General features: G+C 69.2%; 27 protein-coding genes. 13 read left to right on the top strand and 14 right to left on the bottom strand.

Annotated elements, in window-relative coordinates; all coding sequences use genetic code 11:
* Positions 1 to 52 precede the first annotated feature (52 nt).
* Complete coding sequence (locus ABT313_RS44110) at positions 53 to 778, bottom strand: NIPSNAP family protein (protein WP_350866977.1); 726 nt, start codon at positions 776 to 778, stop codon at positions 53 to 55.
* A gap of 169 nt (positions 779 to 947) precedes the next feature.
* Here ABT313_RS44110 and ABT313_RS44105 point away from each other — a divergent pair, with 169 nt between their 5' ends.
* On the top strand, positions 948 to 1,739 hold the full coding sequence (locus ABT313_RS44105; RefSeq protein ID WP_350866975.1) for a sigma-70 family RNA polymerase sigma factor: 792 nt from the start codon (positions 948 to 950) through the stop codon (positions 1,737 to 1,739).
* A 98-nt stretch (positions 1,740 to 1,837) separates the two neighbouring features.
* Positions 1,838 to 2,701 (top strand): hypothetical protein, encoded by an 864-nt coding sequence (locus tag ABT313_RS44100; RefSeq protein WP_350866973.1) that lies wholly within the window; start codon positions 1,838 to 1,840, stop codon positions 2,699 to 2,701.
* Here the strand turns inward: ABT313_RS44100 and ABT313_RS44095 are convergent, their stop codons facing one another.
* Positions 2,702 to 3,346, bottom strand: coding sequence for a hypothetical protein (locus ABT313_RS44095; RefSeq protein WP_350866971.1), 645 nt, complete (start codon positions 3,344 to 3,346; stop codon positions 2,702 to 2,704).
* Between the two features lie 161 nt (positions 3,347 to 3,507).
* On the opposite strand from ABT313_RS44095, the gene ABT313_RS44090 reads away from it, so the two are divergent.
* Entirely contained in the window at positions 3,508 to 5,598 is a 2,091-nt protein-coding gene (locus ABT313_RS44090) for a thiamine pyrophosphate-dependent enzyme (RefSeq protein ID WP_350866969.1), read from the top strand.
* Here ABT313_RS44090 and ABT313_RS44085 read toward each other — a convergent pair.
* A complete protein-coding gene (locus ABT313_RS44085) occupies positions 5,591 to 6,067 on the bottom strand; it encodes a DnaJ family domain-containing protein (protein WP_350866968.1) in 477 nt (158 codons plus the stop codon). The two genes, ABT313_RS44090 and ABT313_RS44085, sit on opposite strands and share 8 nt — an antisense overlap.
* A gap of 85 nt (positions 6,068 to 6,152) precedes the next feature.
* Here ABT313_RS44085 and ABT313_RS44080 point away from each other — a divergent pair, with 85 nt between their 5' ends.
* From ABT313_RS44080 to ABT313_RS44065, 4 genes are read left to right on the top strand one after another with little or no spacing between them, the layout of a single operon-like run.
* On the top strand, positions 6,153 to 6,746 hold the full coding sequence (locus ABT313_RS44080) for a hypothetical protein (RefSeq protein ID WP_350866967.1): 594 nt from the start codon (positions 6,153 to 6,155) through the stop codon (positions 6,744 to 6,746).
* A 14-nt stretch (positions 6,747 to 6,760) separates the two neighbouring features.
* Complete coding sequence (locus tag ABT313_RS44075) at positions 6,761 to 8,305, top strand: aldehyde dehydrogenase family protein (protein ID WP_350866965.1); 1,545 nt, start codon at positions 6,761 to 6,763, stop codon at positions 8,303 to 8,305.
* A gap of 5 nt (positions 8,306 to 8,310) precedes the next feature.
* The gene (locus ABT313_RS44070; protein WP_350866963.1) at positions 8,311 to 9,456 is read left to right on the top strand and encodes an NAD(P)/FAD-dependent oxidoreductase; all 1,146 of its coding nucleotides are present in this window, start codon (positions 8,311 to 8,313) and stop codon (positions 9,454 to 9,456) included.
* Positions 9,456 to 10,397, top strand: a complete 942-nt coding sequence (locus ABT313_RS44065) for an ornithine cyclodeaminase family protein (protein WP_350866961.1) — start codon at positions 9,456 to 9,458, stop codon at positions 10,395 to 10,397. Before ABT313_RS44070 ends, ABT313_RS44065 begins: the two co-directional genes overlap by 1 nt.
* A 687-nt stretch (positions 10,398 to 11,084) precedes the next feature.
* Here ABT313_RS44065 and ABT313_RS44060 read toward each other — a convergent pair.
* The 6 genes from ABT313_RS44060 to ABT313_RS44035 form a co-directional block, all read right to left on the bottom strand.
* Complete coding sequence (locus ABT313_RS44060) at positions 11,085 to 11,828, bottom strand: SDR family NAD(P)-dependent oxidoreductase (protein WP_350866959.1); 744 nt, start codon at positions 11,826 to 11,828, stop codon at positions 11,085 to 11,087.
* The gene (locus ABT313_RS44055; RefSeq protein WP_350866958.1) at positions 11,825 to 12,304 is read right to left on the bottom strand and encodes an SRPBCC family protein; all 480 of its coding nucleotides are present in this window, start codon (positions 12,302 to 12,304) and stop codon (positions 11,825 to 11,827) included. The genes ABT313_RS44060 and ABT313_RS44055 overlap by 4 nt, the downstream gene beginning before the upstream one ends.
* Positions 12,301 to 12,648, bottom strand: a complete 348-nt coding sequence (locus ABT313_RS44050) for an ArsR/SmtB family transcription factor (RefSeq protein WP_350866956.1) — start codon at positions 12,646 to 12,648, stop codon at positions 12,301 to 12,303. Before ABT313_RS44050 ends, ABT313_RS44055 begins: the two co-directional genes overlap by 4 nt.
* 43 nt (positions 12,649 to 12,691) lie before the next feature.
* A complete protein-coding gene (locus ABT313_RS44045) occupies positions 12,692 to 13,339 on the bottom strand; it encodes a hypothetical protein (RefSeq protein WP_350866954.1) in 648 nt (215 codons plus the stop codon).
* Positions 13,340 to 13,491: 152 nt separating this feature from the next.
* Positions 13,492 to 15,039: an aromatic amino acid lyase gene (locus ABT313_RS44040; protein WP_350866953.1), complete on the bottom strand. Its 1,548-nt coding sequence runs from the start codon at positions 15,037 to 15,039 to the stop codon at positions 13,492 to 13,494.
* Positions 15,039 to 16,052, bottom strand: a complete 1,014-nt coding sequence (locus tag ABT313_RS44035; RefSeq protein WP_350866951.1) for an ornithine cyclodeaminase family protein — start codon at positions 16,050 to 16,052, stop codon at positions 15,039 to 15,041. Before ABT313_RS44035 ends, ABT313_RS44040 begins: the two co-directional genes overlap by 1 nt.
* Before the next feature lie 63 nt (positions 16,053 to 16,115).
* Between ABT313_RS44035 and ABT313_RS44030 the strand changes: the two genes are divergently transcribed.
* Positions 16,116 to 16,826, top strand: a complete 711-nt coding sequence (locus ABT313_RS44030; protein ID WP_350866950.1) for a YqeB family protein — start codon at positions 16,116 to 16,118, stop codon at positions 16,824 to 16,826.
* Between the two features lie 55 nt (positions 16,827 to 16,881).
* Entirely contained in the window at positions 16,882 to 17,817 is a 936-nt protein-coding gene (locus ABT313_RS44025; protein WP_350866948.1) for a redoxin family protein, read from the top strand.
* Here ABT313_RS44025 and ABT313_RS44020 read toward each other — a convergent pair.
* From ABT313_RS44020 to ABT313_RS44010, 3 genes are all read right to left on the bottom strand, one after another.
* Complete coding sequence (locus ABT313_RS44020) at positions 17,814 to 18,200, bottom strand: pilus assembly protein CpaE (RefSeq protein ID WP_350866946.1); 387 nt, start codon at positions 18,198 to 18,200, stop codon at positions 17,814 to 17,816. The genes ABT313_RS44025 and ABT313_RS44020 overlap by 4 nt on opposite strands.
* 73 nt (positions 18,201 to 18,273) lie before the next feature.
* Positions 18,274 to 18,645 carry a hypothetical protein gene (locus ABT313_RS44015; protein ID WP_350866944.1) on the bottom strand — a complete coding sequence of 124 codons (372 nt, stop codon included), beginning with the start codon at positions 18,643 to 18,645 and terminating at the stop codon, positions 18,274 to 18,276.
* 19 nt (positions 18,646 to 18,664) lie between these two features.
* Positions 18,665 to 19,399: a M15 family metallopeptidase gene (locus ABT313_RS44010; protein ID WP_350866942.1), complete on the bottom strand. Its 735-nt coding sequence runs from the start codon at positions 19,397 to 19,399 to the stop codon at positions 18,665 to 18,667.
* A 175-nt stretch (positions 19,400 to 19,574) separates the two neighbouring features.
* Between ABT313_RS44010 and ABT313_RS44005 the strand changes: the two genes are divergently transcribed.
* On the top strand, positions 19,575 to 20,933 hold the full coding sequence (locus ABT313_RS44005) for a sensor histidine kinase (RefSeq protein ID WP_350866940.1): 1,359 nt from the start codon (positions 19,575 to 19,577) through the stop codon (positions 20,931 to 20,933).
* On the top strand, positions 20,930 to 21,670 hold the full coding sequence (locus tag ABT313_RS44000) for a response regulator (protein WP_350867028.1): 741 nt from the start codon (positions 20,930 to 20,932) through the stop codon (positions 21,668 to 21,670). Before ABT313_RS44005 ends, ABT313_RS44000 begins: the two co-directional genes overlap by 4 nt.
* 172 nt (positions 21,671 to 21,842) lie before the next feature.
* On the opposite strand, the gene ABT313_RS43995 is transcribed toward ABT313_RS44000, so the two are convergent.
* A complete protein-coding gene (locus ABT313_RS43995; RefSeq protein WP_350866938.1) occupies positions 21,843 to 22,823 on the bottom strand; it encodes a helix-turn-helix transcriptional regulator in 981 nt (326 codons plus the stop codon).
* A 61-nt stretch (positions 22,824 to 22,884) separates the two neighbouring features.
* Between ABT313_RS43995 and ABT313_RS43990 the strand changes: the two genes are divergently transcribed.
* Positions 22,885 to 24,051: an epoxide hydrolase family protein gene (locus ABT313_RS43990; protein WP_350866936.1), complete on the top strand. Its 1,167-nt coding sequence runs from the start codon at positions 22,885 to 22,887 to the stop codon at positions 24,049 to 24,051.
* Complete coding sequence (locus ABT313_RS43985) at positions 24,048 to 25,142, top strand: winged helix DNA-binding domain-containing protein (protein ID WP_350866934.1); 1,095 nt, start codon at positions 24,048 to 24,050, stop codon at positions 25,140 to 25,142. The genes ABT313_RS43990 and ABT313_RS43985 overlap by 4 nt, the downstream gene beginning before the upstream one ends.
* On the opposite strand, the gene ABT313_RS43980 is transcribed toward ABT313_RS43985, so the two are convergent.
* Entirely contained in the window at positions 25,139 to 25,504 is a 366-nt protein-coding gene (locus ABT313_RS43980) for an MmcQ/YjbR family DNA-binding protein (protein WP_350866932.1), read from the bottom strand. The genes ABT313_RS43985 and ABT313_RS43980 overlap by 4 nt on opposite strands.
* Between the last annotated feature and the right edge of the window lie 43 nt (positions 25,505 to 25,547).

Raw genomic sequence — 25,547 nt, 5'->3', positions numbered from 1 at the left:
CCGCCGATCGGTCAAACCAGGATGCCCGGGCGTTCCGGGTCCCGCAACGTATTTACCGCAGGTGAGAACGTGCGGTCGGACGCAGCCGGAGTTCCTGGGCCGGCTTGGCGCTCCGGCAGACCAACTCCGGCAGCACCCGCTCCTGCCAGACCCGCGATCCCGCGAGCGCCCGCCGATGCTCGTCGTACGCCGCGTCGTCGTCGAACCGCGCGAACCAGGCGAGCACCACCTCGTCCCGCAGCGGCAGCGCAGGGAAGTTGTTCTCGGCAACCAGACTCTCGAACACGGCGACCGGTTCGGCCCCGGTCGCAACCAGCACCGGAAGGACGTGGTCGGTGAAGAACTCGGCGAACCCATCGTCCTCCGAGCCACGGTGATAGACAGCCCCGGCGACGACCGACGTCGCCGGGATGGTGCTGCCGATCGGCGGCCGCGGCGCGTCCGAGGCCGGATAGCCGACGTCGAGCCGGAGCGGCCGCAGCAGCAGCGCGTTGTCCGAGTCGATCATCGTCGCGTTCGCGACCGCGGCATGTTCGCGCCAGACCGGGCCGTAGTAGAAGGCCTTCAACGCGTCCGCCCGGGCCGGCAGATCCGGGAACCCGCGGATCCAGACGAACCGGTCGGGGTCGTCCAGATCGCGGAACTGGCCGGCGATATGCATCCCGGTCGCTTCCTGACCTTCGACGAAGTACGTGTCGAAGGTCTCGATCAAGGTGTCACGCTGCCCGGGGTGCAGCGTGTACTGGCGCAGGTCCACGACGGCGCAGCACTCGTTCATAGCTGCAAACCAACCACCGAAACCTGACAGTTACTGTCAGGCGACACTCGTTTGAAACACCCGTAACAGGCGGGTACTTGAAAGCTCCGGCGGAGTTTGATCTGGTGGAGGTAGTGGTTCAGCCCCTCGCCACCGGTCACATGTACGACGACACGACGAGGTCTCTCCCGTGACGATCGCAGCTGCCGAAGATTCCAAGCAAACCATTGCCGATGCCACACACGAGCTGCTGCTCGAGGCGGACGCTGTTCCTGACCCGCGGCATCAGGCCTGCCTCGACGAGGTCATCCTGCTGAACGCTCCGGTGGCGAGGTCGATCGCCTCGCGCTACCGCAGCAAGGGCGTCGACTCCGACGACCTCGAGCAGGTCGCGTACCTCGGTCTGGTCAAGGCCGCCAACGGATACCGCGTGGACGCCTCGACCGCCTTCCTGTCGTACGCCGTACCCACGATCCGCGGCGAACTCAAGCGGTACTTCCGCGACTGCGCCTGGACGATCCGGCCGCCGCGCCGCGTCCAGGAGATGCAGGGAAACATCGCCGCGGCCGAGCCGGAGCTGATCCAGCGCCTCGGTCACGTGCCGAGCGACGAAGAGACCGCGGCGGCGCTGGGCACGGATCCGGCCGAGGTGGCCGAGGCCGCGTCGGTCCGAGGTTGTTTCAGCACACTCTCGCTCGATGCGCCGGGTGCGCCAGAGGGCGGGACCAGCCTGATGGAGACGGTCGCCGACGCCGAGGACGGCTACGACCTGGTCGAGGACGTGCACACCCTCACGCCGGCCGTCGCGGGCCTGGGCGATCGGGACAAGCGGATCCTCCAGCTGCGGTTCTGCAACGGGTTCACGCAGGAGGAGATCGGCCACGAGCTCGGGGTCAGCCAGATGCAGGTGTCCCGACTGCTCCGGGGAATCCTGGAGACGTTGCGCGGCGAGCTGGTGAGCGGCGTACCGAAGAACGGGTAGAGGTCGCTCGCGACCGGATCGGGTGAGCGGGCAGAGGAGGCCGGGCACGGCGGCTCGACCGACCTCTACCCGTTCGTCGGTACGGTAGCGTCGTTTCCGTGGACTTCGAGGAGGCGGCGGACGCGCTGTACGCGGCGTCGGCGGCGGACTTCATTGCTACTCGCAACGAGCTCGCCAAGCAGCTGAAAGCCGACGGCGACCCGGTCGGGTCGACGCGGCTGAAGGCGATGCGCAAGCCGACCGTCGCGGCCTGGGTGACGAACCTGGTCGCCCGCAAGGCGCCGGACGAGCTGGACGACCTGCTCGCCCTCGGTGACGAGTTCCGCGAGGCGACCGCCGATCTCGACGGCGACCGGCTGCGGGAGCTGACGCCGAAGCGTCATGAACTGCTGGACAAGCTGGCCAAGGAGGCTGTCCGGCTGGCGGGCGAGGACGGCCAGAAGATCAGCGCGGACGTCGGCCAGAAGCTGCGCGAGACGCTCGACGCCGCGCTGGTCGACCCGGCCGCGGGCGACGCCGTACGCGAGGGTCGGCTGAGCAGCGCACTCCGGCATGTCGGCTTCGGCGTCGTCGACGAGAACGGCGAACCGTCCAACGTCACCCCGCTGACCGACGAACGCCGCCAGGCCGCGCGCGACCGCCGGAAGACCCAGCAGGCCGAGACAGACGCCGCGCAAGAAGCCGCTGATGAGAAGGCCGCGGCCGCTCGCGAGGAGAAGGAACGCGAGGAGGCCGAGCGGGCCAAGGCCCGGCAGGCATTCGAGGAGGCGGTCGCGGCCGCACAGGAGGCCGAGGCGAAGGTCGAGGACCTCGACACCCAACTCGACAACGCCCGCGAAGCCCTCGCCGAGGCCCAGGCCCTCGTCCACCGCCTAGGCGCCGACCTCGACGAAGCCCGCCGCACCGCCCGCGACGCCCAGAAAGAAAGCCGCGAGGCCCGGAAACGCTACAACCGACTCTGACTAGCTGCCGAGGAGGTAGCGGCTTGGGTTGGCGGGGGCGCCGGCGTTTAGCCAGCGGTGGAAGCCTTCGGGGTTGCGGCGTTCGAACTCGTCGAGGCAGATACGGCGTACTTCGGCGACGGCCTGGCGGTCGCGGAGGCCGGCTCCACGGGAGAGCTGTGTCGCGGTGTCGGACCAGACGCCGCAGAGCTCCTCGATGCTGAGTGGGCATTGCAGCGACTCGATCAGCCGCTCGTCCTCGGCGAACTGGGCCTCGGTCAGGCGCTCCAGCCTGCGTTGCTTCCGGGACCGCCGCGCACGCGGCGTCCGCTCAGGCGTGACCAGGTCGATCACGATGAAAAGGCCGGCAAGTAGCAACGCCGCCGCAATCCCGAGCGCGCCCCAGGCGAGCAGCCGCACCAGCCCGGGCAAGCACAGCACTGCCGCCGAGCACGCGGCCGCGATCACCGCCGAGGAGCCGTACGGCGCTTCGTCGGCCACATGCCGAACCACCGCAGCAAGCGGCCAGACCAGCAGGAACACGACCACCAGCAGGATCGACGCGGCCAGCGGACCCAGCAGCAGCACACCGCTGAGCGCCCCGGCTGTCCCGACTCCGAGACCGGCCGCGACCCCCATCCGACGTACCAGTGCAGACCGACGCATCACCACGACTCACTCACCGTCACCACAGCACAGATCCCCCTCCCCCGACGAACGAACGGGCCACCGCCACCGTTCCCCGTCCAGCGTGGCCCCAACCAGGCGAGCTGTTCAAGGAGTGGGCCGGGCTGTGGCACGGTCCGTCATCACGGATCATGTATCAGATGAGGACCTTCGCCGAACGCGTCCGCGGCCTCGCCCCGGCCCCGTGGGAGCACGACGCAGAGCTGCTCCGCAGTCTGTACGACGCTCAGCTCGGCAGCCGGCACGCGGACCTCGCCGCCCGCTGGATGCAGGCCCAGGGCACCGGCTTCTACACGATCGGCTCGGCCGGTCACGAGGGCAACGCGGCCGTCGCCGCCGCTCTGGAGCCGACCGACCCGGCGCTGCTGCACTACCGCTCCGGCGCCTTCTACCTGACCCGCGCCGGCCAGTGCGGCTCGAAGGAGGGGCTGCGCGACATCCTGCTCGGTGTCGCCGCGGCGACCACCGAGCCGATCGCGGGCGGGCGGCACAAGGTGTTCGGGCGGCACGAGCTCTCGATCATCCCGCAGACGTCGACGATCGCCTCCCACCTGCCCCGCGCGATGGGCGTCGCGTTCTCGCTGAACCGGTCGGCGAAGCTCGGCGTACCGTCGCCGTGGCCGGCCGACTCGATCGTGGTGACCAGCTTCGGCGACGCGTCCGCCAACCACTCGACCGCGACCGGCGCGATCAACGCTGCGCTGCACGCGTCGTACCAAGGTCTGCCGATGCCGTTGCTGCTCGTCTGCGAGGACAATGGGATCGGGATCAGCGTGCGTACGCCGGACGGCTGGATCCGGCAGGCGTACGGCTCCCGCCCCGGCCTGCGGTACTTCGACGCGGACGGCACCGACCTGGACGCGGCCCTGTCGATGGCGACCGAGGCGGCGACCTTCGTACGGCGCAACCGCCGCCCGGCCTTCCTCCGCCTGCGCACCGTCCGCCTGCTCGGCCACGCCGGCTCCGACGTCGAGACCGCGTACCGCTCTCCGGCCGAGCTGGCCGCGGACGAGGACCGCGACCCGCTCCTCGGCACGGCGCGTTACCTGCTCGGCGCCGGCTACACCGCCGACGAAATCATCGAGTTGTACGAGGACAAGCACGCCGAGGCGCTCCGGATCGCCGCCGAGGTCGCCGGTCTCCCGCAGCTGTCGTCGGCCGAGACCGTCGCGGCCCCGCTCCGTTTCCCCGAACCTGCCGCCGTCGCCGACGCGCTCCCTGAGCTCACGCCCTCCACCGAGCGGCTCACGCTGAGCCAGTCGATCAATCGCGCCCTGAGCGACGTGCTCGCGTCGCACCCGGAGGCGATGGTCTTCGGCGAGGACGTCGGCCGCAAGGGCGGGGTGTACGGCGTCACCCGCGGACTGCAGAAGGTCTTCGGCCCCGCGCGGGTCTTCGACACGCTGCTCGACGAGCAGTCGATCCTCGGGTTGGCGCTCGGCGCGGGCGTGTCCGGGCTGCTGCCGATCCCCGAGATCCAGTACCTCGCCTACCTGCACAACGCCGAGGACCAGCTCCGTGGCGAGGCGGCGTCGCTGAAGTTCTTCTCCCAGGAGCAGTACGCGAACCCGATGGTGCTGCGGATCGCCGGGTACGGCTACCAGAAGGGCTTCGGCGGCCACTTCCACAACGACGACGCCATCGGCGTACTGCGGGACATCCCGGGCATCGTCATCGCGTCGCCGTCGAGGCCTGACGACGCGGCCGCGATGCTGCACGCGTGTACGGCGGCCGCGCGGTCGTCCGGCACCGTCAGCGTGTTCCTCGAGCCGATCGCGCTCTACCACCGGCGCGATCTCTACGACGACGGCGACGAGCAGTGGCTGGCGCCGTACCCGGACGAACCCGTGCCGATCGGGCGCGGGCGGACGTACGGCGACGGGACCGAGCTGACCGTCGTCACGTTCGGGAACGGCGTGCCGATGAGCCTACGGGTGGCCGCCCGGGTGCCGGGCATCCGCGTCCTCGACCTGCGCTGGCTGGCGCCGTTGCCGGTCGAGGATCTGTTGCTGCAGGCAAACATCACCGGCCGGGTGCTGGTCGCCGACGAGACCCGGCGGTCCGGCGGCGTGTCCGAGGGCATCCTGGCCACGCTGATCGACCACGGCTACACCGGCCGGCTGGCCCGGGTCACCAGCTACGACTCGTACGTCCCGCTCGGCGCGGCGGCGCACGACGTACTGCTGAGTGAGCAGACCATCGAGGCCGCGGCCCGCTCGCTGCTCAGCTGAACAGCCGCTGCCAGACCGACTTCTTCTTGGCGGGCCGGTGCTCCTCGACCGTGGACCGTGGCTCGGTCGCAGGCCGATCCATCCGCCACTGGGCGATGATCGCGTCCTCGTTCACCGGGCCCGTCGGGACCACCGGTCCGGTGGTGTCGCGGATGCTGAGCCGGATCCGCTTGTTCAGATCGGCCAGGTACTCGCGGACCTCGGACTCGCGGCGCATCCCGCGGATCTTCTCGTGCACCTGCTGCTTCTCCTTGCGGAGCAGCATCGCCGGCGGCAGCAGCGCCTCGGTCTCGACGTCCTCGCGGTGCAGGAATTCCTTGACCCACCAGTCCGGATCGTGCTGGTCGGCCAGCTTGAGTGGTTTGCCGGCGCCGGGCAGGTTGTCGAACTCGCCCTGGTTCTGAGCCAGCTTGATCTGCGACTCGACCCACTCCTGGTTACTCATACCCGGTGGTCTGCGCTTGGTCATGGCCACACCTCGCTGTCATCGTCGACAGTTGCGTTCCGGTACAGATTACTAGCTTGTGAATGCAATCACAAGGCATACTCGGAATGTGCATCTGACCGACGAAGAGATCGCGGCGATGACGCCGGCCGAGCGGCGGGACCTGATCCTGCGACTGGCGCCCCGTCCGGGCGGGCTGCCGTCCCGGCGAACCATGGACCGGCTCCGCAAGTGGCGGACGGTGCTGATGCTGGTCTGCGCGGCCGCCCTGATCCCGTGGACGGTGTATCTGGCGATCACGCTGCCGAGCCACTACGTCGCGCGCAACTGGGTCGCGACCTGGGTCGGCTTCGACATCCTGCTGCTCACGATGCTGGTGCTGACCGCGCTGGCCGGCTGGAAGCGCAAGCAGTTCGTCTTCCCGACCGCGTTCGCGACCGGGGTCCTGCTGATCTGCGACGCCTGGTTCGACACCATGACCAGCCACCGCGGCGGCGACCTCACCCAGGCGCTGCTCAGCGCTCTGCTGGTCGAGCTGCCGCTGGCGTTCATCCTGATCGCCGGCCCGCTCCGCCTGCTCCGGTACGTCGCCATCCGGCACGGCATGATCCACCCCGACTCGCACCTGTGGCGGATGCCGATCCCGATTCCGGATCTCTACCAGGACAACAAGGTGCCGCTTAGGGTGGATCCTCACGACTGAGGAGAGGATGCCGCATGGCTGTTGAGGTGCTGTCCGTTGTCGGTGGCGAGCGGGTGGCGGAAGCGGTACGGCGCACTCCGTCGACCAACCCCGCCCGGTTGAGCGAAGTCGTCGGGACGGTCGGCAGCGCCGGGCCGGAGGTGTTTGTCCGGGCTTGTTCGGTGGCGCACGAAGCGCAGGCCGCGTGGGCCGCGACGCCGGCGCCGCAACGCGGGCAGGTGATCTCGAACGTCGGCCGGCTGATGACGCTGAACAAGGAGCGGCTCGCCGCGCTCGTCACGGCCGAGATCGGGAAGCCGCTCGCGGAAGCTCTCGGCGAGGTGCAGGAGATCATCGACACTTGCGACTTCTTCCTCGGCGAAGGCCGGCGGCTGTACGGGCAGACAGTGCCGTCGGAGATGCCGGACAAGCAGCTGTTCACGTTCCGCCGTCCGGTCGGGACAGTCGCGGTGATCACGGCCGGCAACTTCCCGGTCGCGGTCCCGTCCTGGTACATCGTGCCGGCGTTGCTGTGCGGCAACACCGTCGTCTGGAAGCCGGCGGAGTACTCCGGGGTGGTCTCGGACGCGTTCTACGAGATCTTCGCGCACTCCGGCGTACCGGCCGGGGTCTTCAACGTCGTGTACGCCGACGGGTCGGACACGTTCACGGGTCTCGAGCAGGCGCTGCAGGCGGGGCTGATCAACAAGGTCGGCTTCACCGGGTCGAGCGTCGTCGGTGAGCGGATCGGCGAGCTGTGCGGGCGGCATCTGCAGACACCGTGTCTCGAGCTCGGTGGCAAGAACCCGATGGTGATCACCGAGGACGCGGACCTCGACCTGGCCGTCGAGGGTGCGCTGTTCTCCGGCTTCGGTACGGCGGGACAGCGGTGCACGTCCCTCGGTACGGCGATCGTTCATCGGTCGGTCCACGAGGAGTTCCTCGACCGTTTCGCGTCCGCGGTTGCCGGGGCGGCGATGGGCGATCCGGCGCAGGACGTGCTGTTCGGGCCGTTGCTGGACGAGAAGTTCGCGGCCGGGTTCGAGAAGTCGCTGGGCTGGATCGAGCCGCATCACCGGGTGCTTGGGCGGACCGGCCGGGTCACCGCGGACAATCCGCGGACCGGGTTCGTCGGCGATCCGTCGGACGGGCTGTTCTACCACCCGGTCATCGTCGCGGGGGTGCAGCCGGACGACGAGCTGTTCCTGAACGAGACGTTCGGGCCGATCGTCGGGGTCACGCCGTACTCCGAGCTGGACGAGGCGATTGCTCTGGGCAACAAGTCTGGGTACGGGTTGTCGAGCTCGATCTACACGACCGACCCGAACAAGGCGTTCCGGTTCGCGCAGGGGATCTCGGCCGGGATGGTGAGTGTGAACAACTCGACTTCCGGGGCGGAAGCGCACCTGCCGTTCGGCGGGAACGGGAAGTCGGGCAACGGATCGCGGCAGAGCGGGATCTGGGTGCTCGACCAGTTCACCCGCTGGCAGTCGATGAACTGGGACTACTCCGGCAAGCTCCAGAAGGCCCAGATGGATACGGAGACGGTGGAGGCCGACCTGTCCTTCGAACTCCCGTGACCGCGGTGCCCGAGTCCGCCGACGTGGTGATCGTCGGCGGCGGGGTGATGGGGACGAGTATCGCGTTCCATCTGGCCGAGGCCGGCGTGGAGCGAATCCTGTTGCTGGAGAGGGATCAGCTCGGGTCCGGGTCGACGTGCAAGGCGGCGGGCGGAGTACGGGCCAACTTCTCCGACTCGGTGAACATCGCGCTCGGGGCGCGCAGTCTGGAGGCGTTCGCGGCCTTCGGCGAACGGCCAGGGCAGGAGATCGACCTGCATCGGGTCGGATATCTGTTCCTGCTGGAGACCGACGAGCAGGTCGAGCAGTTCCGCGAGAGCACGCAGCTGCAGAACTCGCTCGGCCAGCCGACCCGGATGATCTCGGTCGAGGAAGCCGTGTCGCTCGCGCCGATCGTCGCGGCCGACGGGTTGGTCGGGGCCTGCTTCTCACCGACGGGCGGGCACTGTACGCCGGAGTCCGTCGTACTCGGGTATGCGACCGCAGCTCGTCGGCTCGGCGCGACGTTGCTGACTGGTTGCGAGGTCGTCGGGATCGATGCTGTTGGCAACCGTCTGACCGCGGTGCGGACCAATCTGGGTACTGTCCGGACGGGCACGGTGATCTGCGCGGCGGGTGCCTGGTCAGAGAGTCTTGCCGCGTCAGTCGGGGTCGAGTTGCCGGTCACGCCGCTACGCCGGCAGATCGTGGTGACCGAGGCGATCCCCGACCTTCCGGTCGACCTGCCGATGACGATCGACTTCGGGAGCACGTTCTACTTCCATCGCGAGGGTCCTGGTCTGCTGGTCGGCATGTCCGATCCGGACGAGCAGCCCGGGTTCTCGGTGCAGCGCACGGACACCTGGATACCTCGTCTGACCGACGTGATGGCTCGCCGCGCGCCGTCGCTCCTGGACGTCGGCCTCACCGGCGGTTGGGCCGGCCTGTACGAGATCACCCCCGACCACAACGCGCTGATCGGCGAGGCCGACCACGTCTCCCGCTTCCTCTACGCCACCGGCTTCTCCGGCCACGGCTTCCTCCAAGGACCCGCTGTCGGTGAGGTCATCCGAGACCTGTACCTCGGCCGGAAGCCCTTCGTCGACATCAGCCCTCTCGACGCGCGCCGCTTCGCCCATTCCGCAAACCGCGCCGAACGAAACATCGTCTGATGACACTTCTCCTCACCCGCTCCGACATCCTCGCGTCCCTCAACATCCCGGACGTACTGGACGCCCTCCGCGCCGGCTTCGCCCACTCCGCCGCCGTAGAACCCCTACGAATCCGGACCGACCTCCCCGGTCCGGGCACCGCAACAGCCCTCCTTCCGGGCCTGATTCCCGGCATCCCCGCCTACACCGTGAAGGTCAACGCCAAGTTCCCCGCCGCGTCCCCCGCCCTCCGCGGCATCGTCTGCCTCCACGACCTAACCGACGGCACCCTCCTAGCCATCCTCGACTCCACCACCATCACAAGCTGGCGAACCGGCCTAGCCGCAGCCCTCGCCACCGATCTCCTCGCCCGGCCGGAAGTGCTCGAAGGCGGAGTGGTTGGGGTGGTCGGGGCCGGGGTGCAGGCCGGGATGGTGGTTGCGGGGCTGGGTGCTTTGCGGGGTGTCAGGCGCCTTCTCGTCCACGACGTCGAGGCCGAGCGTGCGACCCGGTTTCTCGCCCGGCAAGGGATTCCGGGGAGTATGGCGAGCTCGCCGCGGGCGGTTGCTGCGGAGGCGGATGTTGTTGTTTTGGCGACGTGGTCCCGGGAAGTGCTGCTGACTGCGGCGGATGTTCGGCCAGGGATGCACCTCACCACGCTCGGAGCCGACGAACCAGGCAAGGTGGAACTGGCCGCGGACCTGCTGGCCGCCGCGCGGGTGGTCGTGGACGACCGGGAGCTCGCCGTACGAATGGGCGCCCTGGGCAACGTTGGGCTGTCCCACGACGCAGTGGGCGCGACGATGACCGACGTGCTGACGGGCGTCGCGCCCGGGCGTCGTACGGCGGACGAGGTGACCGTGTATGCGCCGGTCGGCCTGCCCTGGCAGGATCTCGCGATCGCCTGGCCCGTCTTCCAAGCAGCACGGGGCCGCGGGCAGATCATCGACTTCCTGAGCTAGTCGACGACCGCGCCGGCGGTGAGGTTGGGAGCGACGGCGGACAATAGGTGCACATGCTGCCGCACCTCCGGCAGCAGGTACTCAGTCCTGCTAAGAGCCCTCAGCCGAGCGACGACCCCCGGAGCCGGCTGGCCGGGAAACTGCCGGCGTCGATCGGGCAACTGCCGAGCCTGTGCGACTCCGCGGACGTAATCTGCATCTGGACAGGATGTGTGGCTCCGATGGCTGCCATCTGAGGGGTCAACCCTCGAGATGGACCTTCGGCCCCCGGCATGCAGGGCAGCAAACCCACCAACTCAGGGGTTAACGACTCAGACGATTCACCGCAACCGTTGGATCGGCACAAACATCTACATCTACATGACCCAGTCCAGCGGGTGGTCCACGCATTCCGGAAACATGTTTGCGCTCAATGGCAGCTGAGTTCCGGAAAGCTGGTCCGGGACGGGTCAGCTCGGGCCTACCTCAGCACGCGCACGACCCGCCGGTGCAGACCCGCCCCGATCGAACCTGGTCCGCACCACCCGCGGCGTGCAGGTGAACCTCCGATCGAGCGCCGGAGCCAGCCATGACTCTAAATTCCTCTTTCTCTGTCCTTCTTCAGATCTCTTCCTTGCAGGCTCACCCGGGACTTCTGAATAGCCCTCTCTCTTCTTGTTCTTGTTCTTGTTCTTCAGACCTTCTGAGTTAGTTGACGACGGCGCCGGCCGTGAGATTGAGCGCGGTGCCGGTGATGGAGCGGGCTCGGTCGGAGGCGGCGAACGCGGCGAGGGCGGCGACGTCGGACAGGGTCGCGGCGCGTTTGAGCATCGTGCTGTCGGCGGTGTGTTTGGCGATCGCCTCGGCCGCCTTCACCGGGAAGTCGGCCGGCACCGCCTCCGGGATCCCGTTCGTCTGCAAGGTCACCACGCGAATCCCGTGCTGACCGAGCTCCAGCGCCAGACTCCGGCGCAACGCCTCGACCGCGCCGAAGCCGACCTGGAACCCGCCGAGGTTCGCGGCCGGGTCGCCGTACCCGCCGAAGGTCAGGATCACGCCCGAGCCCTGCGGGATCATCCGGCGCGCGGCGGCCCGCGAGGTCAGGTAGAACGTGCGGACCATCGTCGTGACCGGCTGTTCGAAGTCTGCGAGCGGCATGTCGACCAGCGGAGTACCGAAGAACTGCTGGTGGCCGATCAGATTGAACGAGATGTCGATCCGCCCGACCGAATCGGCGTGTGCGTCCACGGACTTCTCGTCGAGCGCGTCGACCACAGCCACGTCCGCGGTCCCGCCCGCGGCACGGATCTCGTCGGCGACGCGTTCGAGCCGTTCCGCCGTACGCCCGGCCAGGTGCACGGTCGCGCCCTCGGCCGCGAATGCACGCGCGACCGCGCTGCCGATCGGTCCGGCCGCGCCGTACACGATTGCGTGTTTGTCGGTGAGCATCATGAAGGGGCCTCCTCGGCCAGTTCGGTGACGAGGTCGTCGAGTTGCTGCATCGATGCGCGGATCCCGCGCTCCATCCCGCCGGCGACGTACAGGTCGCGATCCTCGACCGCGAAGAACACCGTGTTCTGGGTCAGCGTGGTGACCCCGTCGGCCTCGTCGAAGGTGATCAGGTTCAGGTAGACGGTGCCGGGCGCCTGGTCGAACTCGTACGTCTGCACGATCCGCTCCGGCGTCGGCTCCCCGTGGTACAGCCCGTGGAACGCATAGCCCTTGCCGTCCCTGTCGTAGTGCGTCCACCGCCAGCGGCCGCCGTGCCGTGGATCGAGCTGGTTCACGACCAGGTCGAGGTCGGCCGGTCCGAGCCAGCGTTTCACCAGCTCCGGCTCGGTGTACGCACGGAACAGCAGCTCCCGCGGTGCGTTGAACTCCCGCACGATCACGACCTGCGGTACACCGGGCTCCGCGACGATCTTCACGACTGCTCCTTGAGGTCGTCGAGCAGATCGTCCAGGCGGTCGAAACTCTCCGCCCAGTAGGCGCGGTAGTCCATCAACCAGCCGACCGCCTCGCGGAGCGGCCCGGCCTCGAGATGACTCAGCCGCGCGGTCGCCCGCTGCGAGCGGCTGATCAGTCCGGCCTGCTCGAGCACCTTCAGGTGCTTCGAGACGGCCGGCTGCGACATGCTGAACGGCGCCGCGAGCTCCGCGACGGTCGCGTCACCGTCCTTGAGCCGGGTCAGGATCGCCCGGCGGGTCGGGTCGGCGAGCGCGGCGAAGACGCCGGTCAGCACGACTTCAGAACCAGATGGTTTCAGAACCATGTAGTTAAGGATGCGTCCGGCGGACGCCGGTCGTCAAGCCCGATCAGGGGTGCTGCGGCGTTTCCCAGCGGCTCGGGTCGCACAGGGACGGGTCCCAGCCGTGGTCGATGCAGTACTGCCGGAGGATCTCCTCGCGGGTCGACGGCCGGCTGGTCGGGCGCGTCGGAGTCGGCGTCGGCGTCTTCGTGCTGGTCGTCGTGCGCGTCGGCTTCGGCGTCGGCGTGCGCTCGGTGGTCTTGGTGCTGCTCGGGCGCCGGGTCGGCCGTTGGGTCGGCCGCTGCGTGGGCGTGCGGGTCGGCACGGAAGTCGTCGGGACGCGCGGCGGCGTGACCGTCGACCGCGGTACTGCGGGAGTCGCGGTGGATGACGCTGTGGGCGACGGGGACTGCCGGCCGAGGATCTTGACGGCCGCGTCGTCCGAGTCACCGCCGAACAGGCCGAGCGCGGACACGGCCCAGAGGTTCACCGCGAGGAACAGGACGAGGGCTCCACCGCCGGCGTACACGACGCGGCGCGACGGACCGCCGTACTGACCGATCGGGCCGCGGACCGGGTTGCCCTTGCCGTCGACCCAGAAATGCCAGCCCTCGGGCGCGGGTGGCCACGATGGATCTGGGCGCCACGTCTTCGGTGGAACCCAGCTGCGACGGGGTGGGGACGGCCAGTTCGGCGGTACCACGAACCGCTTCACTCGAAAAATCCTCCAGCTCTTCGTGCAGGCGCGCGCACCCAAGCCAACGACTCAGACCCGATGCAGGCTACTTGCGACTCGGCGTCACCTGCGTGTCGGCCCAGGTTGGGGAGGATCTTGCCCCCAAATCGGTACAAAATCCTCCCCAACCCTCACCACCGGGGTTGGAGGACGGTGGTTAGGAGGCGGGTGAGGTCCTCGCCGAACGGGCGGTCGGCGTCTATCGGGGGTACGGCGGCGTCGACCTCTTTCAGCAGATGCTGCAGGCCGGGTGGGATCGGGCGGGCGGAGAGCGCGAAGGCCTGGCGTACGGCGAGGAGCTCGCAGGCTGTTGTCTCGCGGGTGAGGCGGATCGCCTCGGCGAGGTTGCCGACGGCTTCCCACGAGAAGGTTTGCACGTCCTCCTGGCCGTTGGACGTCTCCGCCGTACTGATTGCCGTGGGCAACGTTAGGCGGCGGAGCTGGTGGGTGGTGGCGACGGCGCGTTTGTGGACGGCGACAAGGCCGGCCTGCGGACCTGGCTCGCGGGCGAGCTGGGCGGTCAGACCGGTGACCTTTGGGTCGAGGAGGCGGTGCAGTCGGGCGGTTGAGACCTCGGCGACGTGGGCGAGTGCGGTGGTCAGGTGATCGCAGTACGCGGCGAGATCCAGCCCGTGGAATCCTGCCGTGCCGACGAACTCGCCGTCCAGGTACGCCGGTGAGTCGGTCACGCCCTTGAACGCGCGGTCTACTGCATCGTCCAACTGCTGCAGGGTGCGCCGTACGTGTGCGTTCACGTGACCGGCGACGCGGAACGAGACCGGCGCCTGCAGGCTGCGCGGCTCAGGCTCGGGACCTGCGAGCCGACGAAGCCGCGCGAACTCAGCCGCCAGTACGTCGTCCCCGCGCGCCGCGGCCGGCTCGTACGGGTCCCGGTTGGCCCCCACGACAGCAATAGCCCCAGCCGCCACCTCGCTCAGCCGATCCACCAACTGCCGCACCTTCGCCGCCGCCAGCGCCGCCCGCCCAGCCGCCCCAGGCGTACCCGCGAGCAACGCAATCCCTTCCTTCGGCCCCAGCTCGAACGCAGGCAACAGACCATCGGCGGCCGTCAACCCGCCCGGGCCGCCTGCACCTCCCGCGCTCGGCACGCTCCTCCTACCTGCCGCGCTCGGCACGCTCCCCGCGCTCGCCGGGCTGTCGGCGCCGCCCGAACCGCGCATGCTGCCGGCAGCGCCCGAGTCAGCGCCGCTGGTCGGGGGGAGGAACCAGCCGATGCCCACCAAGGGGCCGGCTGCGTGGGCCAGGGGGATGATTTCGCCGGCGGAGCCGGCTCCTTCGGCGGGGATGGCAGGGGTGTAGCTGCTGTTGATCAGGGCAACCAATTGCTGGATGAGGCCAACGGAGACGGCGGAATCGCCGGTCAGGAAGGTTTTCAGGCGGCCAATGAGGACGGCACGGGACTCGTCCGGCGGCAACCACGGCGGCCCGCCGACGGCCCGGCCCAGCAGCAGGTTGCGTTGGTGAACGCGCTGCTCGGCCTCGCTCAGACGGACCTTGCTGAGGTTGCCCATCCCGGTGTTGACGCCGTACACGGGCTCCCCCGACTCAAGCGTCTGCAAAGCCGCAGCACGTACTGCGCTCATCCGCTCGAGCAGCGCGGGCGCCAACTCGATGGGGTCAGAGCCGGCGGGGTCGAGTTCTTCGGGTTCGTCGATCATCAGTGGAAGCGGAGCATCGTGCCGACGTCGGCGGACTCGGCCCGGCGGAGGATGAGATGGGCGATCGCGACATCGAGCAACGACAACCCGCGATGCCAGAAAAGGTTGCGCTCGGCATCGTTCTCACGGCCGGGTTTGCGCCCCGCGACGATCTCGCCGATCTCGGCGTACAGCGTCTCCGGTGACAGCCGCCCGGTGTCCACGTGCCGCCGCAACGCCCCGAACCGCCCGGACTGCGCCTCGCGCCAGTCGTCGACGACGACCTTGTCCATCACCTCGAGCAGATCCAGCTCGACCGCGGATACCGTACCGTATGGTACGGCGAAGGAGCCGGGCCGGATCGCGGCGGTCCGCAGCAGCGGCTCGGGCTCGGTCAGGCGGGTGGCCTCGACGAGAACGTCGGCGCCGTCGAAGGCTTCCTCGGCGGTGGCACACACGCGGATCGGCGTCCGCAGCTCGGCGGAGAGCTCCGCGGCGAACCTCTCCCGGGACTCCGGCCGGCGCGACGTCACCCGGATCTCGTCCAGGTCGAAGAGATCGTCGAGCATCGTCACGTTCCACCACGCCGTACCCCGAGCCCCGACGTGGGCGAGGATCTTGCTGTCCCGCCGCGCCAGGTGCCGGGCACCGACCGTGGTCATCGCGCCGGTCCTGGCCGCGGTGATCATCGTCGCGTCCAGGACCGCGAGCGGCATCCCGGTCGTCGGGTCGAAGAGCGTCGCCATCGCGAGCTCGCTGGGCAGGCCCTTCTGGTAGTTCGGGACGAAGTCGCCGATCACCTTCACGCCGCTGATCCCGCTCTCACCGAGTCGGTCGAGGTGGCCGCGGAGGACGTTGAAGTGGCCGATGCCGCCGTTGTCCGGCGTCAGGTGCACGCGCGGCTCGAACGCCGTACGTCCCTCGCCGTGCTCGCGGACCGCCTCCTCGACCGCATCGACGATCTCCAGCCGGGTCAGCCCCAGCGAGTCGATGTCCGGGCCGCTGATGAACCTCAACCAGATGCCGTCCGCCACTTGGCTCCTTCGGTTGTCGTCGGTTGATACTTAAGTTTCTCTTCGTCACGCTACGTTCGGCTCATGGGGTCGACGACTGGGACACCGCAGCGCACCGTGATCGGGCATTCGACCGGTGACAAGGTCGTGCTGTTCGGCGGGCTGCCGCTGCTCGGGCTGGTGCTCGGGTTCTTCCTGCCGCGGATCGCGGACTGGGCCGCCGGGCGGCCGTGGGTGCCGTTCCAGGGTGTGCTGAAGATGATCGCCGGGTGGGACGGCTGGTGGGTCGTCGTGATCTGCCTCGTCGTCGGGCTGATCGCCGGGGCCCTGCTGGCAGCGGTAGCGCTCGACGACATCTTGAAGGTGACGATCACCCACCGGTCGGTCGAGTTCCTGAAGAACCAGAAGACCGTGACGGTCCCGCGGGAGAAGGTCGCGGTGGCGTTCCTGGATGGCAAGGAGATCGTCCTGCAGGATTCGTCGTCGCGGGAGCTGGCCCGCGAGAAGCACGACCAGCTCAAGTCCGAGGCCAAGCAGATCCCGGTCGCCTTCCGCGCTCACGGCTACCCGTGGTCCGATGCCGGCGACCCGCACGAGTCCGAGTTCCACCGCTGGATCGAGGACGACCCCGACCTCCCGCCCGCGGTCAACGCGATCCTCAAGGTCCGCTCCAAGGCCTTCGACCAGGGCGACAAGGGCAAAGCCGACCTGCGCGAACTCCGCGGCGAGGTCGCGAACCTCGGCTACACCGTGAAAGACCGCGACAAGTTGCAGTACTGGCGCCCGACCGCCTGATCTCCCCAAGCACCACACCCCCGCAGTACGATCCGTCGGGAGCAGGGGGTGGGTCATGAACGCTCCGATCAGGATGCCGTCGCTCGCCGGAGCCGAGTGGTTGGACTCGGCGCCGCTCGGTCCCGATGAGTTGCGCGGTCGCGTCGTACTGGTGAACTTCTGGACGTTCACCTGTATCAACTGGCTGCGCCAACTGCCGTACGTCCGGGCCTGGTCGCAGGCCTACCGGGACGACGGCCTCGTCGTGATCGGCGTACACACCCCGGAGTTCACGCTCGAGCACGACCTCGCTCGCGTACGCCGGGCAGCCGGGCAGTACCGGATCGACTACCCCATCGTGATCGACAACGACTACGAGGTCTGGCAGGCGTTCGCCAATCACTACTGGCCTGCGCTGTACTTCGTCGACCGGAACGGCTCGATCCGCGACACCCACTTCGGCGAGGGCCGGTACGAGCAGTCGGAGCGAGTGATCCAGCGACTGCTCGGCATCGACCGCGAACCGGTCGACGTCACCGGCACGGGCGTGGAGGCGGCCGCCGACTGGGCCACCCTGCGGACGCCCGAGACGTACGTCGGCGCGGGACGCAGCGACGGATTCGCGTCTCCCGGCGGCGGCTTCGGGCCGCGGACCTATCAGCTCCCCGAGCGTCTACGCCTCAACCACTGGGCGCTGGCCGGTGATTGGGACGTCGAGGCGGAGCGGGCCGTGCTGACGAAAACCGGCGGTCAGCTCGCCTTCACCTTCCAGGCCCGCGACGCGAACCTCGTCCTCGCCCGCGGAGCCGAGCCTGTGCCGTTCCGGCTCCTGATCGACGGCCGGCCGCCCGGAGAATCCCACGGAGTCGACGTGTCCGCCGACGGCCAAGGTCTCATCGACGACGGGCGGCTCTACCAACTCTTCCGCCAGCAAGGCGAAGTCGGCGAGCGAACGCTGGAGCTCACGTTCCTCGCACCCGGTGCGGAGGCCTACGTCTTCACCTTCGGCTAAGCGCCGAGCAAGTGGATGACCGCCTTGGCGTAGGCCTGCTCGGCGTCATCCGCGGTGTGGGTGCTTTCGCTCAGACTCACCCGGTAGCCGCCGGGCACCGACTCCAGAGACTGGAAGTGGTCGCCCAGCAGAGCGCGGAGCTGTTCCTCGCGTGGCAGCCAGATCACCTCGCGTTGCTCGATGCTGTCCAGGGCCCACTCGGTGGTGCCGTTGAAGCCGATCACCTTGCTGCCCTGGTAGTCGTGCACCTCGACGGTCATGTCGCTCACCACGAACACGTCGTCGTCCATATCCCGGTCCGGTACGACGAAACGATCCCCTGCCGTCGGCGCCCACAGCACCCCGGCCTTGCGCAGTCGTCCGGCCTGCTCGATCGTGATCACCCTTCCATCCTCCCCACGGCACGCAAACAGCGCAGGTTCGCGGCGAGCCGCGGGGAGCTGGGGGCGAGCGGGGTCACCGTCCGAGTGCGCTGCGCAACTCCTCGGCACGGTGCGCGATCCGGTCCCGGCACTCGGTCGTGAGCGGCAGGTCGAGCAGGGCGGTCGCCTGCAGGTGGCTGAGTCCGAACTGCGCGCGGAGCCGTCGTACGGCGCTGTCGCGGTCGGCGGACGCCCGCAGTACCTCGGCCACCTCGTCGCGGCGCTCGAACGCGGCCAGTACGCCGTCGTAGATCTCCAGTTGCGTGTACGCGGACCGGTCCGGCTCCGGCACGGCGGTCACGTCTCCCTTCTCGCTGGAGCGGACCACCTGCCGCCACAGAGCGGGCACGGCGAGGCGGGCGCGGGTGTAGCGCCGGGTCAGGGGCTGCGCGTAGGTCATGGTCATGATGAGTTCCCCCTTGGGTTCAGTCAGCCTTGGCGACCGCGTGCGGTTCGCGCGGCGGACACTTGGTACCGGGCGCGGTCAGCGCCTCGAAGTGCCACGGTTCGTTGTCGTACCGGCGGCACACGCCGTACCGCCAGCCGTTCTTGTTCAGCCAGGTCATCGCGGCCGCCGGCCCGATGTCGACGGCCTTGCCCTGCACGTGCGCGGAGTACTTCGGCGGCAGCACCCAGCGCGTCGCCGCCTTGTACGAGCCGTACTTCTTGATCGCCGCGTTCAGCAACCGCTGCTGCTTGCTCGCGCTGCGCCGGGCGGAGGTGATGCTGATCGTGATGCCGTCGGCCTTCGCGGCCGCCATCGCCTTCTTCAGGCGCGCCTTCAGCTTCGGCGAGAGCCCGTTGATGCTCTCCTCCCGCACCACCGGCTCCGTCGTCTTCTTCTTCGTCGGAGTCGAAGTCGTCCGCGTCGTGGACGGGGTCGTCGACGGAGTGGACGGCGGGTCCGTCGGCCGGCGGGTCGGCGTCGGAGTACTGGCCGCCGGGGTCGTCGCGGGCGGCGCACCGACCGCCGGCGCGCTCACGGTCGACACCACCGGCTCCTTGTCCGCGGCGAGACCGAGGAAGTCCCCGACCTGCGCGTGCCACAGCACCAGCGAACCGGCGACCACGCCCACGATGCCGACCCCGACCACACCGATCACGGACAGCAACCGCGTCCGCACCGCGCCGGGACGGCGTGGCGGCAGGTCGTTCCTCATGGGTACAGCCTTTCGGATCAGCGCGGTCGACACATCGGTCCCAGGGACCGTCCTCGCGCCCCACCTGTAGCCCCTGAGTATCAGTTCGGACGCTGAGCCTCCTCCAAAAGTTGGAGAGAGTGCCCCTCCGGGCAGATGAAGCTTCGGCAAACACCGGCTGACTACGCTGGGCGACATGAAGGGGATCTGGCGGAAGATGTCGCAGGGGCAGCAGGATCTGCTGCTCGCTGCGGTCATCGGCCTGGTCTGGTTCGCCGCGCTGAACCTCATCAACGGCACCGGCCTCCGCCCGCACAACCCGGCCGTCTCCGTGGTCACCGGCGGTTTCCTGGTCGCCACGGTCGCCTTCGTACGGCGGATCCCGCGCACGATGCTCGTGATCGTCTCGGTCCTCTACCCCTTCCTGTACGCCGCGGCCGGCACCGGGCTGGCCGCGCAGCTCGGGCTGACGATCTTCGGCCAGCCCGAGATCAGCGACGCCGCCCTTCAATCGGAGATCCACCTGGTCCCGCTGCTCGTCGTCGGCTACCTGGCGGCGTCGGCCGGCGTACGGCGTTTCACCTGCCTGTTCTTCACGATGGGCAGCCTGGCCGGGCTGATGATCGGGCTGCCGACCGTGGTGGCGTTCGTCCTCAGCCACGTGAACCGCGACGTCCTGCTGGGCGACCGCTACCGCAGCCTCCCGCGGGACGTGCCGAGCCTGTACAGCTATATAGACGTGTCGCTGTTCGTGTTCGCGGAGGCGCTGATCTGCGGGATGGTGCTGCTCGGCGCCGACGCCCGGCGGCGCCGGAAGAGTGTCGCCCTCCTCGAGCAGCGGAACGCCGAACTGGTCCGGCTCCGCGCGGTCGAGGCCGAGCGGGCGGCGGTGGCGGAGCGGACCAGGATCGCCCGGGACCTCCACGACGTGATCTCCCACCACGTCAGCGCGGTCGTGATCCGCGCGCAGGCGGCCGATCGAGTCGCCGACCAGCGCCCCGAAGTACTGCGGGAAGCGATCCGCTGGATCATTGCCAGCGGCAAGGAAGCACTGACCGCGATGCGGGAGACGGTCCGGGTGCTGAACACCGCCTCGCCCCAGATCGCCGGCGACACCGGGTCCGGCGGCGGGACCGCGCCGGTGCCGGATCTGGCCGACGTGGCGCGGATGGGCGAGCGGCTGAAGGCGGTCGGGATCGACGTGACGATGGACCTGCCGCCGCGGCAGCGCCAGCTCACGTCCGCGACGGACCTCACCGCGGTACGGATCATCCAGGAGGCGCTGACCAACGTGATGGTGCATGCAAAGGCGAGCGCGGCGCGGGTGACCTGGCAGAGTGGGCCGCAGGGTGAGCTGCTCACCATCGACGACAACGGGAACGGCGGACCGCCGCCGGTGAACGTGCTGGAGACCGCGCGGCGCAGCGAGAGCGGCCGCGGTAACGGGCTGATCGGGATGCGGGAACGGGCCACAGCGGTCGGCGGGACCCTCGCCGTCGCGGCCGGCCCCCTGGGTGGATGGAGAGTGCAGGCATGGCTGCCGCCGCAGAACTGAACGAGCCGATCCGGATCCTGGTCGCCGACGACCAGGGCGTGATCCGGATGGGACTGGCGATGATCCTCGATCACGAGCCGGACCTGACCACGGTCGCCCAGGCCGAGAACGGCGAGGAGGCGCTCCGGCTGATCGAGCAGTACGACCCGGATGTCGTACTGATGGACATCCGGATGCCGGTGATGGACGGGCTGGTCGCGACCGAGCGGATCACGACGGCCAACCGGGAGGCCGGGCGCGCCCGTCCCGCCGTACTCGTGCTGACCACGTTCGACGACGAGGCCTACGTGCTGGCCGCCGTACGCGCCGGAGCGTCCGGGTTCCTGCTGAAGGACACCGATCCGGATCTGCTGGTGTCGGCCGTCCGCGCCGTGTATCGCGGCGACTCGCTGGTCGACCCGGCCTCGACCCGGGTCCTGCTGGAGCGCTGCATGGAGCTTGAGCGCCAGGTCGACGGCGGTACGCCGAACGCCGCGCCGGCCCGGCCCGATCCGCGCTGGGTCGGGCTGCTCGCCCAGCTCAGCGAACGGGAGCGCGAGATCCTGGTCTGGATGGCCCGCGGCCTGTCCAACCGCGACCTCGCCACGAAGCTGTTCGTCAGCGAGACCACGGTCAAGACCCATGTCAGCTCAGTGCTGTCGAAGCTCGGGCTGTCCAGCCGGGTTCAGGCGGTCGTCGTCGCCTACGAGGCCGGTGTGGTCCGTCCGGGTGAAGCCGACGTGCGCTGGGATTCCTAGAGATACAGCCAGAGCGCAACCGCCCCCACGGCGAGCAGGATCACAACGGTCAGAGCTTGGCTCAGCACCGACGCCTTCTGGCGCCGGGGTAGGAAATCCCCAGTCATGTTTCAAGAGTTGCTCGGGGAACGGCGCCGCCCATCGGTCGTCAGGATGGTTCCGCTCTACTACCTCAGGATGACTGGTCGTTGCCAGGGGCATCCGAACGGGCCGCCCGGCGTAGCCGATCGGCCAGTGCGGTCAGCGCGGCGGAGAGCTCCGGTGCGTCGATGACCTCGAAGTCGACTCCCAGCATCCCGAGGTAGAGCGCGAGCATCTCCGCGGTGTCCGACCCGAGCGTGATCCGGCAGCGGTCCGCGCCGAGCTCCTCGATCTCGACCGGCACCGGGAGCCTGCTGCGGACGTGGGCCGCGGATGCATGGACCAGGATGCGGGCGAAGTACCGCCAGGTCGCCGTACCGACCCCGCGCTGCAGGCGGGCGGTCACCTCGGCTTCCGGCAGGTCCCGGGGAGTGAAGCGCGGGCCGCCGGGGATTTTCGGTGTGATCCGATCGGCGCGGAACGTCCGCCAGTCGTCACGATCCGGATCCCACGCGATCAGGTACCAGCGGCGGCCCATGCTGACCAGGCGATGCGGCTCGACCTCACGGCTGCTCGGCCGCCCGTCGTGGCCGGCGTAGTCGAAGCGCAGGCGGTGTTCGTCGCGGATCGCGGCGGCGATCGCGATCATCACGTCGGCGTCGACCTGCGGCCCGGCGCCCGGTACGGCGAGCGTCGCGGACTGCATCGCGTTGACCCGATGTCGAAGGCGCGGCGGCAGCACCTGTTCGAGTTTCGCCAGCGCCCGGATCGAGGTCTCGCCGATACCCTCCACGCCTCCGTTGGCGGCGGTGCGCAATCCGATCGCGACCGCGACCGCTTCGTCGTCGTCCAGCAGCAAGGGCGGCAGCGCGGCGCCGGCCCCCAACCGGTATCCGCCGGTGAGGCCGGTCGCGGCTTCCACCGGATAGCCGAGCTGCCGTAGACGGTCGACATCGGTCCGGATGGTCCGCGTGGTCACGCCCAGCCGCTCGGCCAGCTCCGGGCCGGTCCACAGCGCGCGGGCCTGGAGCAGCGACAGCAACCGGAGCAGCCGGGCGGAGGTGTTCAACATTCGTCCAGGATGCCGGTTATTGCGGAAGAAAGTCTTCCGCAAGGGCTCCTAGGGTCGAAACATGACCGATGCAGAAGAGATTCGCCCGTTCCTGATCGAGATCGACGAGGCCGACCTCGCCGACCTGAAGCTCCGGCTCGAGCACACCAGGTGGCCGCACCCGGTGCCGGGAGACGCCGACGACTGGAGTCGCGGGATCCCCGGCGGCTACCTGCGTGAGCTGGCCGAGTACTGGCAGACGTCGTACGACTGGCGCAAGGCGGAGCAGGAGCTCAACAGCTTCCCGCAGTACACGACCGAGATCGACGGTCAGACCATCCACTTCTTCCACGTCCGCTCCCCCGAGCCCGACGCGACGCCGCTGCTGATCACCCACGGGTATCCCGGCTCGCCCGTCGAGTTCCTCCGGCTGCTCGGGCCGTTGTCGGACCCGGTTGCGCACGGCGGACAGGCCGAGGACGCGTTCCATGTGGTGGTGCCGTCGTTGCCCGGGTTCGGGTTCTCGACCCCGTTGTCCAGCGGCGGCTGGGAGCTGGGGCGGACCACCGCCGCGTTCGCCGAACTGATGACCCGACTCGGGTACGAGCGCTTCGCCGCGCAAGGTGGCGACATCGGCGCGGGCATCACCGGCCACCTCGGCGCGACCGTGCCGGACCGGGTGATCGGCACGCATGTGAACAGTGACCGTGGCGCGCTGGCGCTGGCCGGCGAGTTCACGCCGCTGCCCGACGGTCTCGACGCCGACGACCTGGCCGTCATCGAGGAGGCCAAGTCGTCCTGGAAGGCGGGCCGCGGCTATCTGGATCTGCAGAGCCACACGCCGGAATCGATCGCGCCCGCGCTGACCGACTCGCCGGTGGCGCAGCTGGCCTGGATCGCCGAGAAGTTCCAGCTGTGGACCGACCAGTCGAAGTCCCCCGAGGAGTCCGTGGATCGCGACCAGTTGCTGACCCTGATCAGCATCTACTGGTTCCGCAGCGCGGGCGCGAGCGCGGCCCGCTTCCTGTACGAGGCGGCGCACTCCAACCTCGGCTGGGGCGCCAAGTCCTCGGTGCCGGCCGGCTGGGCGGTCTTCAACAGCAGCCCGGTCGTTCGCCGCGTCACCGATCCGGCGAACGAGGTCGCGCACTGGTCGGACTTCAGCGAAGGCGGTCACTTCCCGGCGATGGAGTGCGGCGATTTGCTGGTCGAGGACATTCGCGCCTTCTTCCGTACGCTGGCCCGATGAACCAGCGCGTCCTCAACCGTCGTGAGCTCAATCGGGCGCTCCTGCAGCGGCAGCAGTTGCTGCAGCGGGAGACCGGTACGGTCGCCGAGTTGGTCGAGCGCCTGGTGGGACTCCAGGCGCAGGCCCCGTTGGCGGCGTACGTCGCGCTGTGGTCGAGGCTCGAGGGCTTCGACCCGGCCGAGTTGTCCGAGCTGATGACCAGCCGCCGGGCCGTTCGCACCTCGCTGATGCGGGCCACGATCCATCTCGTCACCGCCGAAGACTGCCTGCGGTTGTGGCGGCTGACGCATCCGGTCGCGGAGCGTGGGCTGCGCGGCGCGTTCGGCAAACGGCTGGCCGGGACCGACCTCGACGCGATCGTTGCCTTCGGCACCGAACTGCTGAGCCGGGAGCCGTACAGCCGCAGCCGGATCGGGGAGGTGCTCGGCGAGCGCTGGCCGGATTGGGATGCGACGGCAATGGCGTACGCCGTCAGCTACCTCATCGGCACCGTCCAGGTGACGCCGCGCGGGGTCTGGGGCCGGACCGGTCCGGCCGCGCTCCAGACGATCGAGAGCTGGCTCGGCCGGTCGCCGGATGCGGATCCGTCGATCGACGACGTCGTACTGCGTTATCTGGCGGCGTTCGGACCGGCGAGTGTGGCCGACGTACAGCAGTGGTCGGGGTTGACCAAGCTGCGCGAAGTCGTGGACCGGCTCCGGCCCGGGCTGCGCGTGTACGCCGACGAGGACGGGCGCGAGCTGTTCGACGTACCGGAGGGGCCGTTGCCTGATGGCGATACGCCGGCACCGGTGCGGTTCCTGCCCGAGTTCGACAACCTGCTGCTCTCGCACGCGGACCGGCGGCGGGTCAATCCGGCGGCCCGGCCGGTTCCGCTGCCGCCGGGCAACGGTGCCGCGATGGGCACGGTCCTGCTCGACGGCGACTACGCGGCCGACTGGCGTCACCATCGCGGCACGGACGCGAGTTTGAAGGTCGTCACCCACGGACCGGTGACCGCCGGCCTGCGGGATGCGATCGAGGCCGAGGCCGTCGAGCTCCTCGGCCTGATCGGCAGCAAGGACACACCGGTCGTCGTGACGGATCGCTAGGCTTCGCCGAAGTACTCGCGGCGGACCTTCTTCGGGACGCACAGGGACCAGGCGTCGAGGATCAGCTCGCGGAGTTCGTCGTAGTCGACGGCCGCGAGGTTGAGCTCGATCCACTGGAAGCGTTCGTCGGACGGGCGCGGCGGGAGGAACTTGTCCGGTTCGGCGGCCAGCGCGGCGGCGCGTTCCTCGCGTGGGAAGCCGAGGCCGATGGTCTGCTCGTCGGCCGCGACCGCGAGGTACACGATCTGGCCGACGCGGAACTTGATCCGGTCCCGGACCAGTACCTCGTAGCTGCGCGGGAGGTCCGCGGTGATTTCGCGGATATCGGTGAGATCGACCACGCTTCCACGATAGAACCTCATCACTGACACCAAGTGTCAGTGTTTTCGCCGGTACCTTGATGGG

This window comes from Kribbella sp. NPDC000426, from assembly GCF_040300265.1.
Classification (GTDB): Bacteria; Actinomycetota; Actinomycetes; order Propionibacteriales; family Kribbellaceae; genus Kribbella.
The sequence above is the reverse complement of the archived record's forward strand: the minus strand, read 5'-3'. Positions and strand labels throughout refer to the sequence as shown.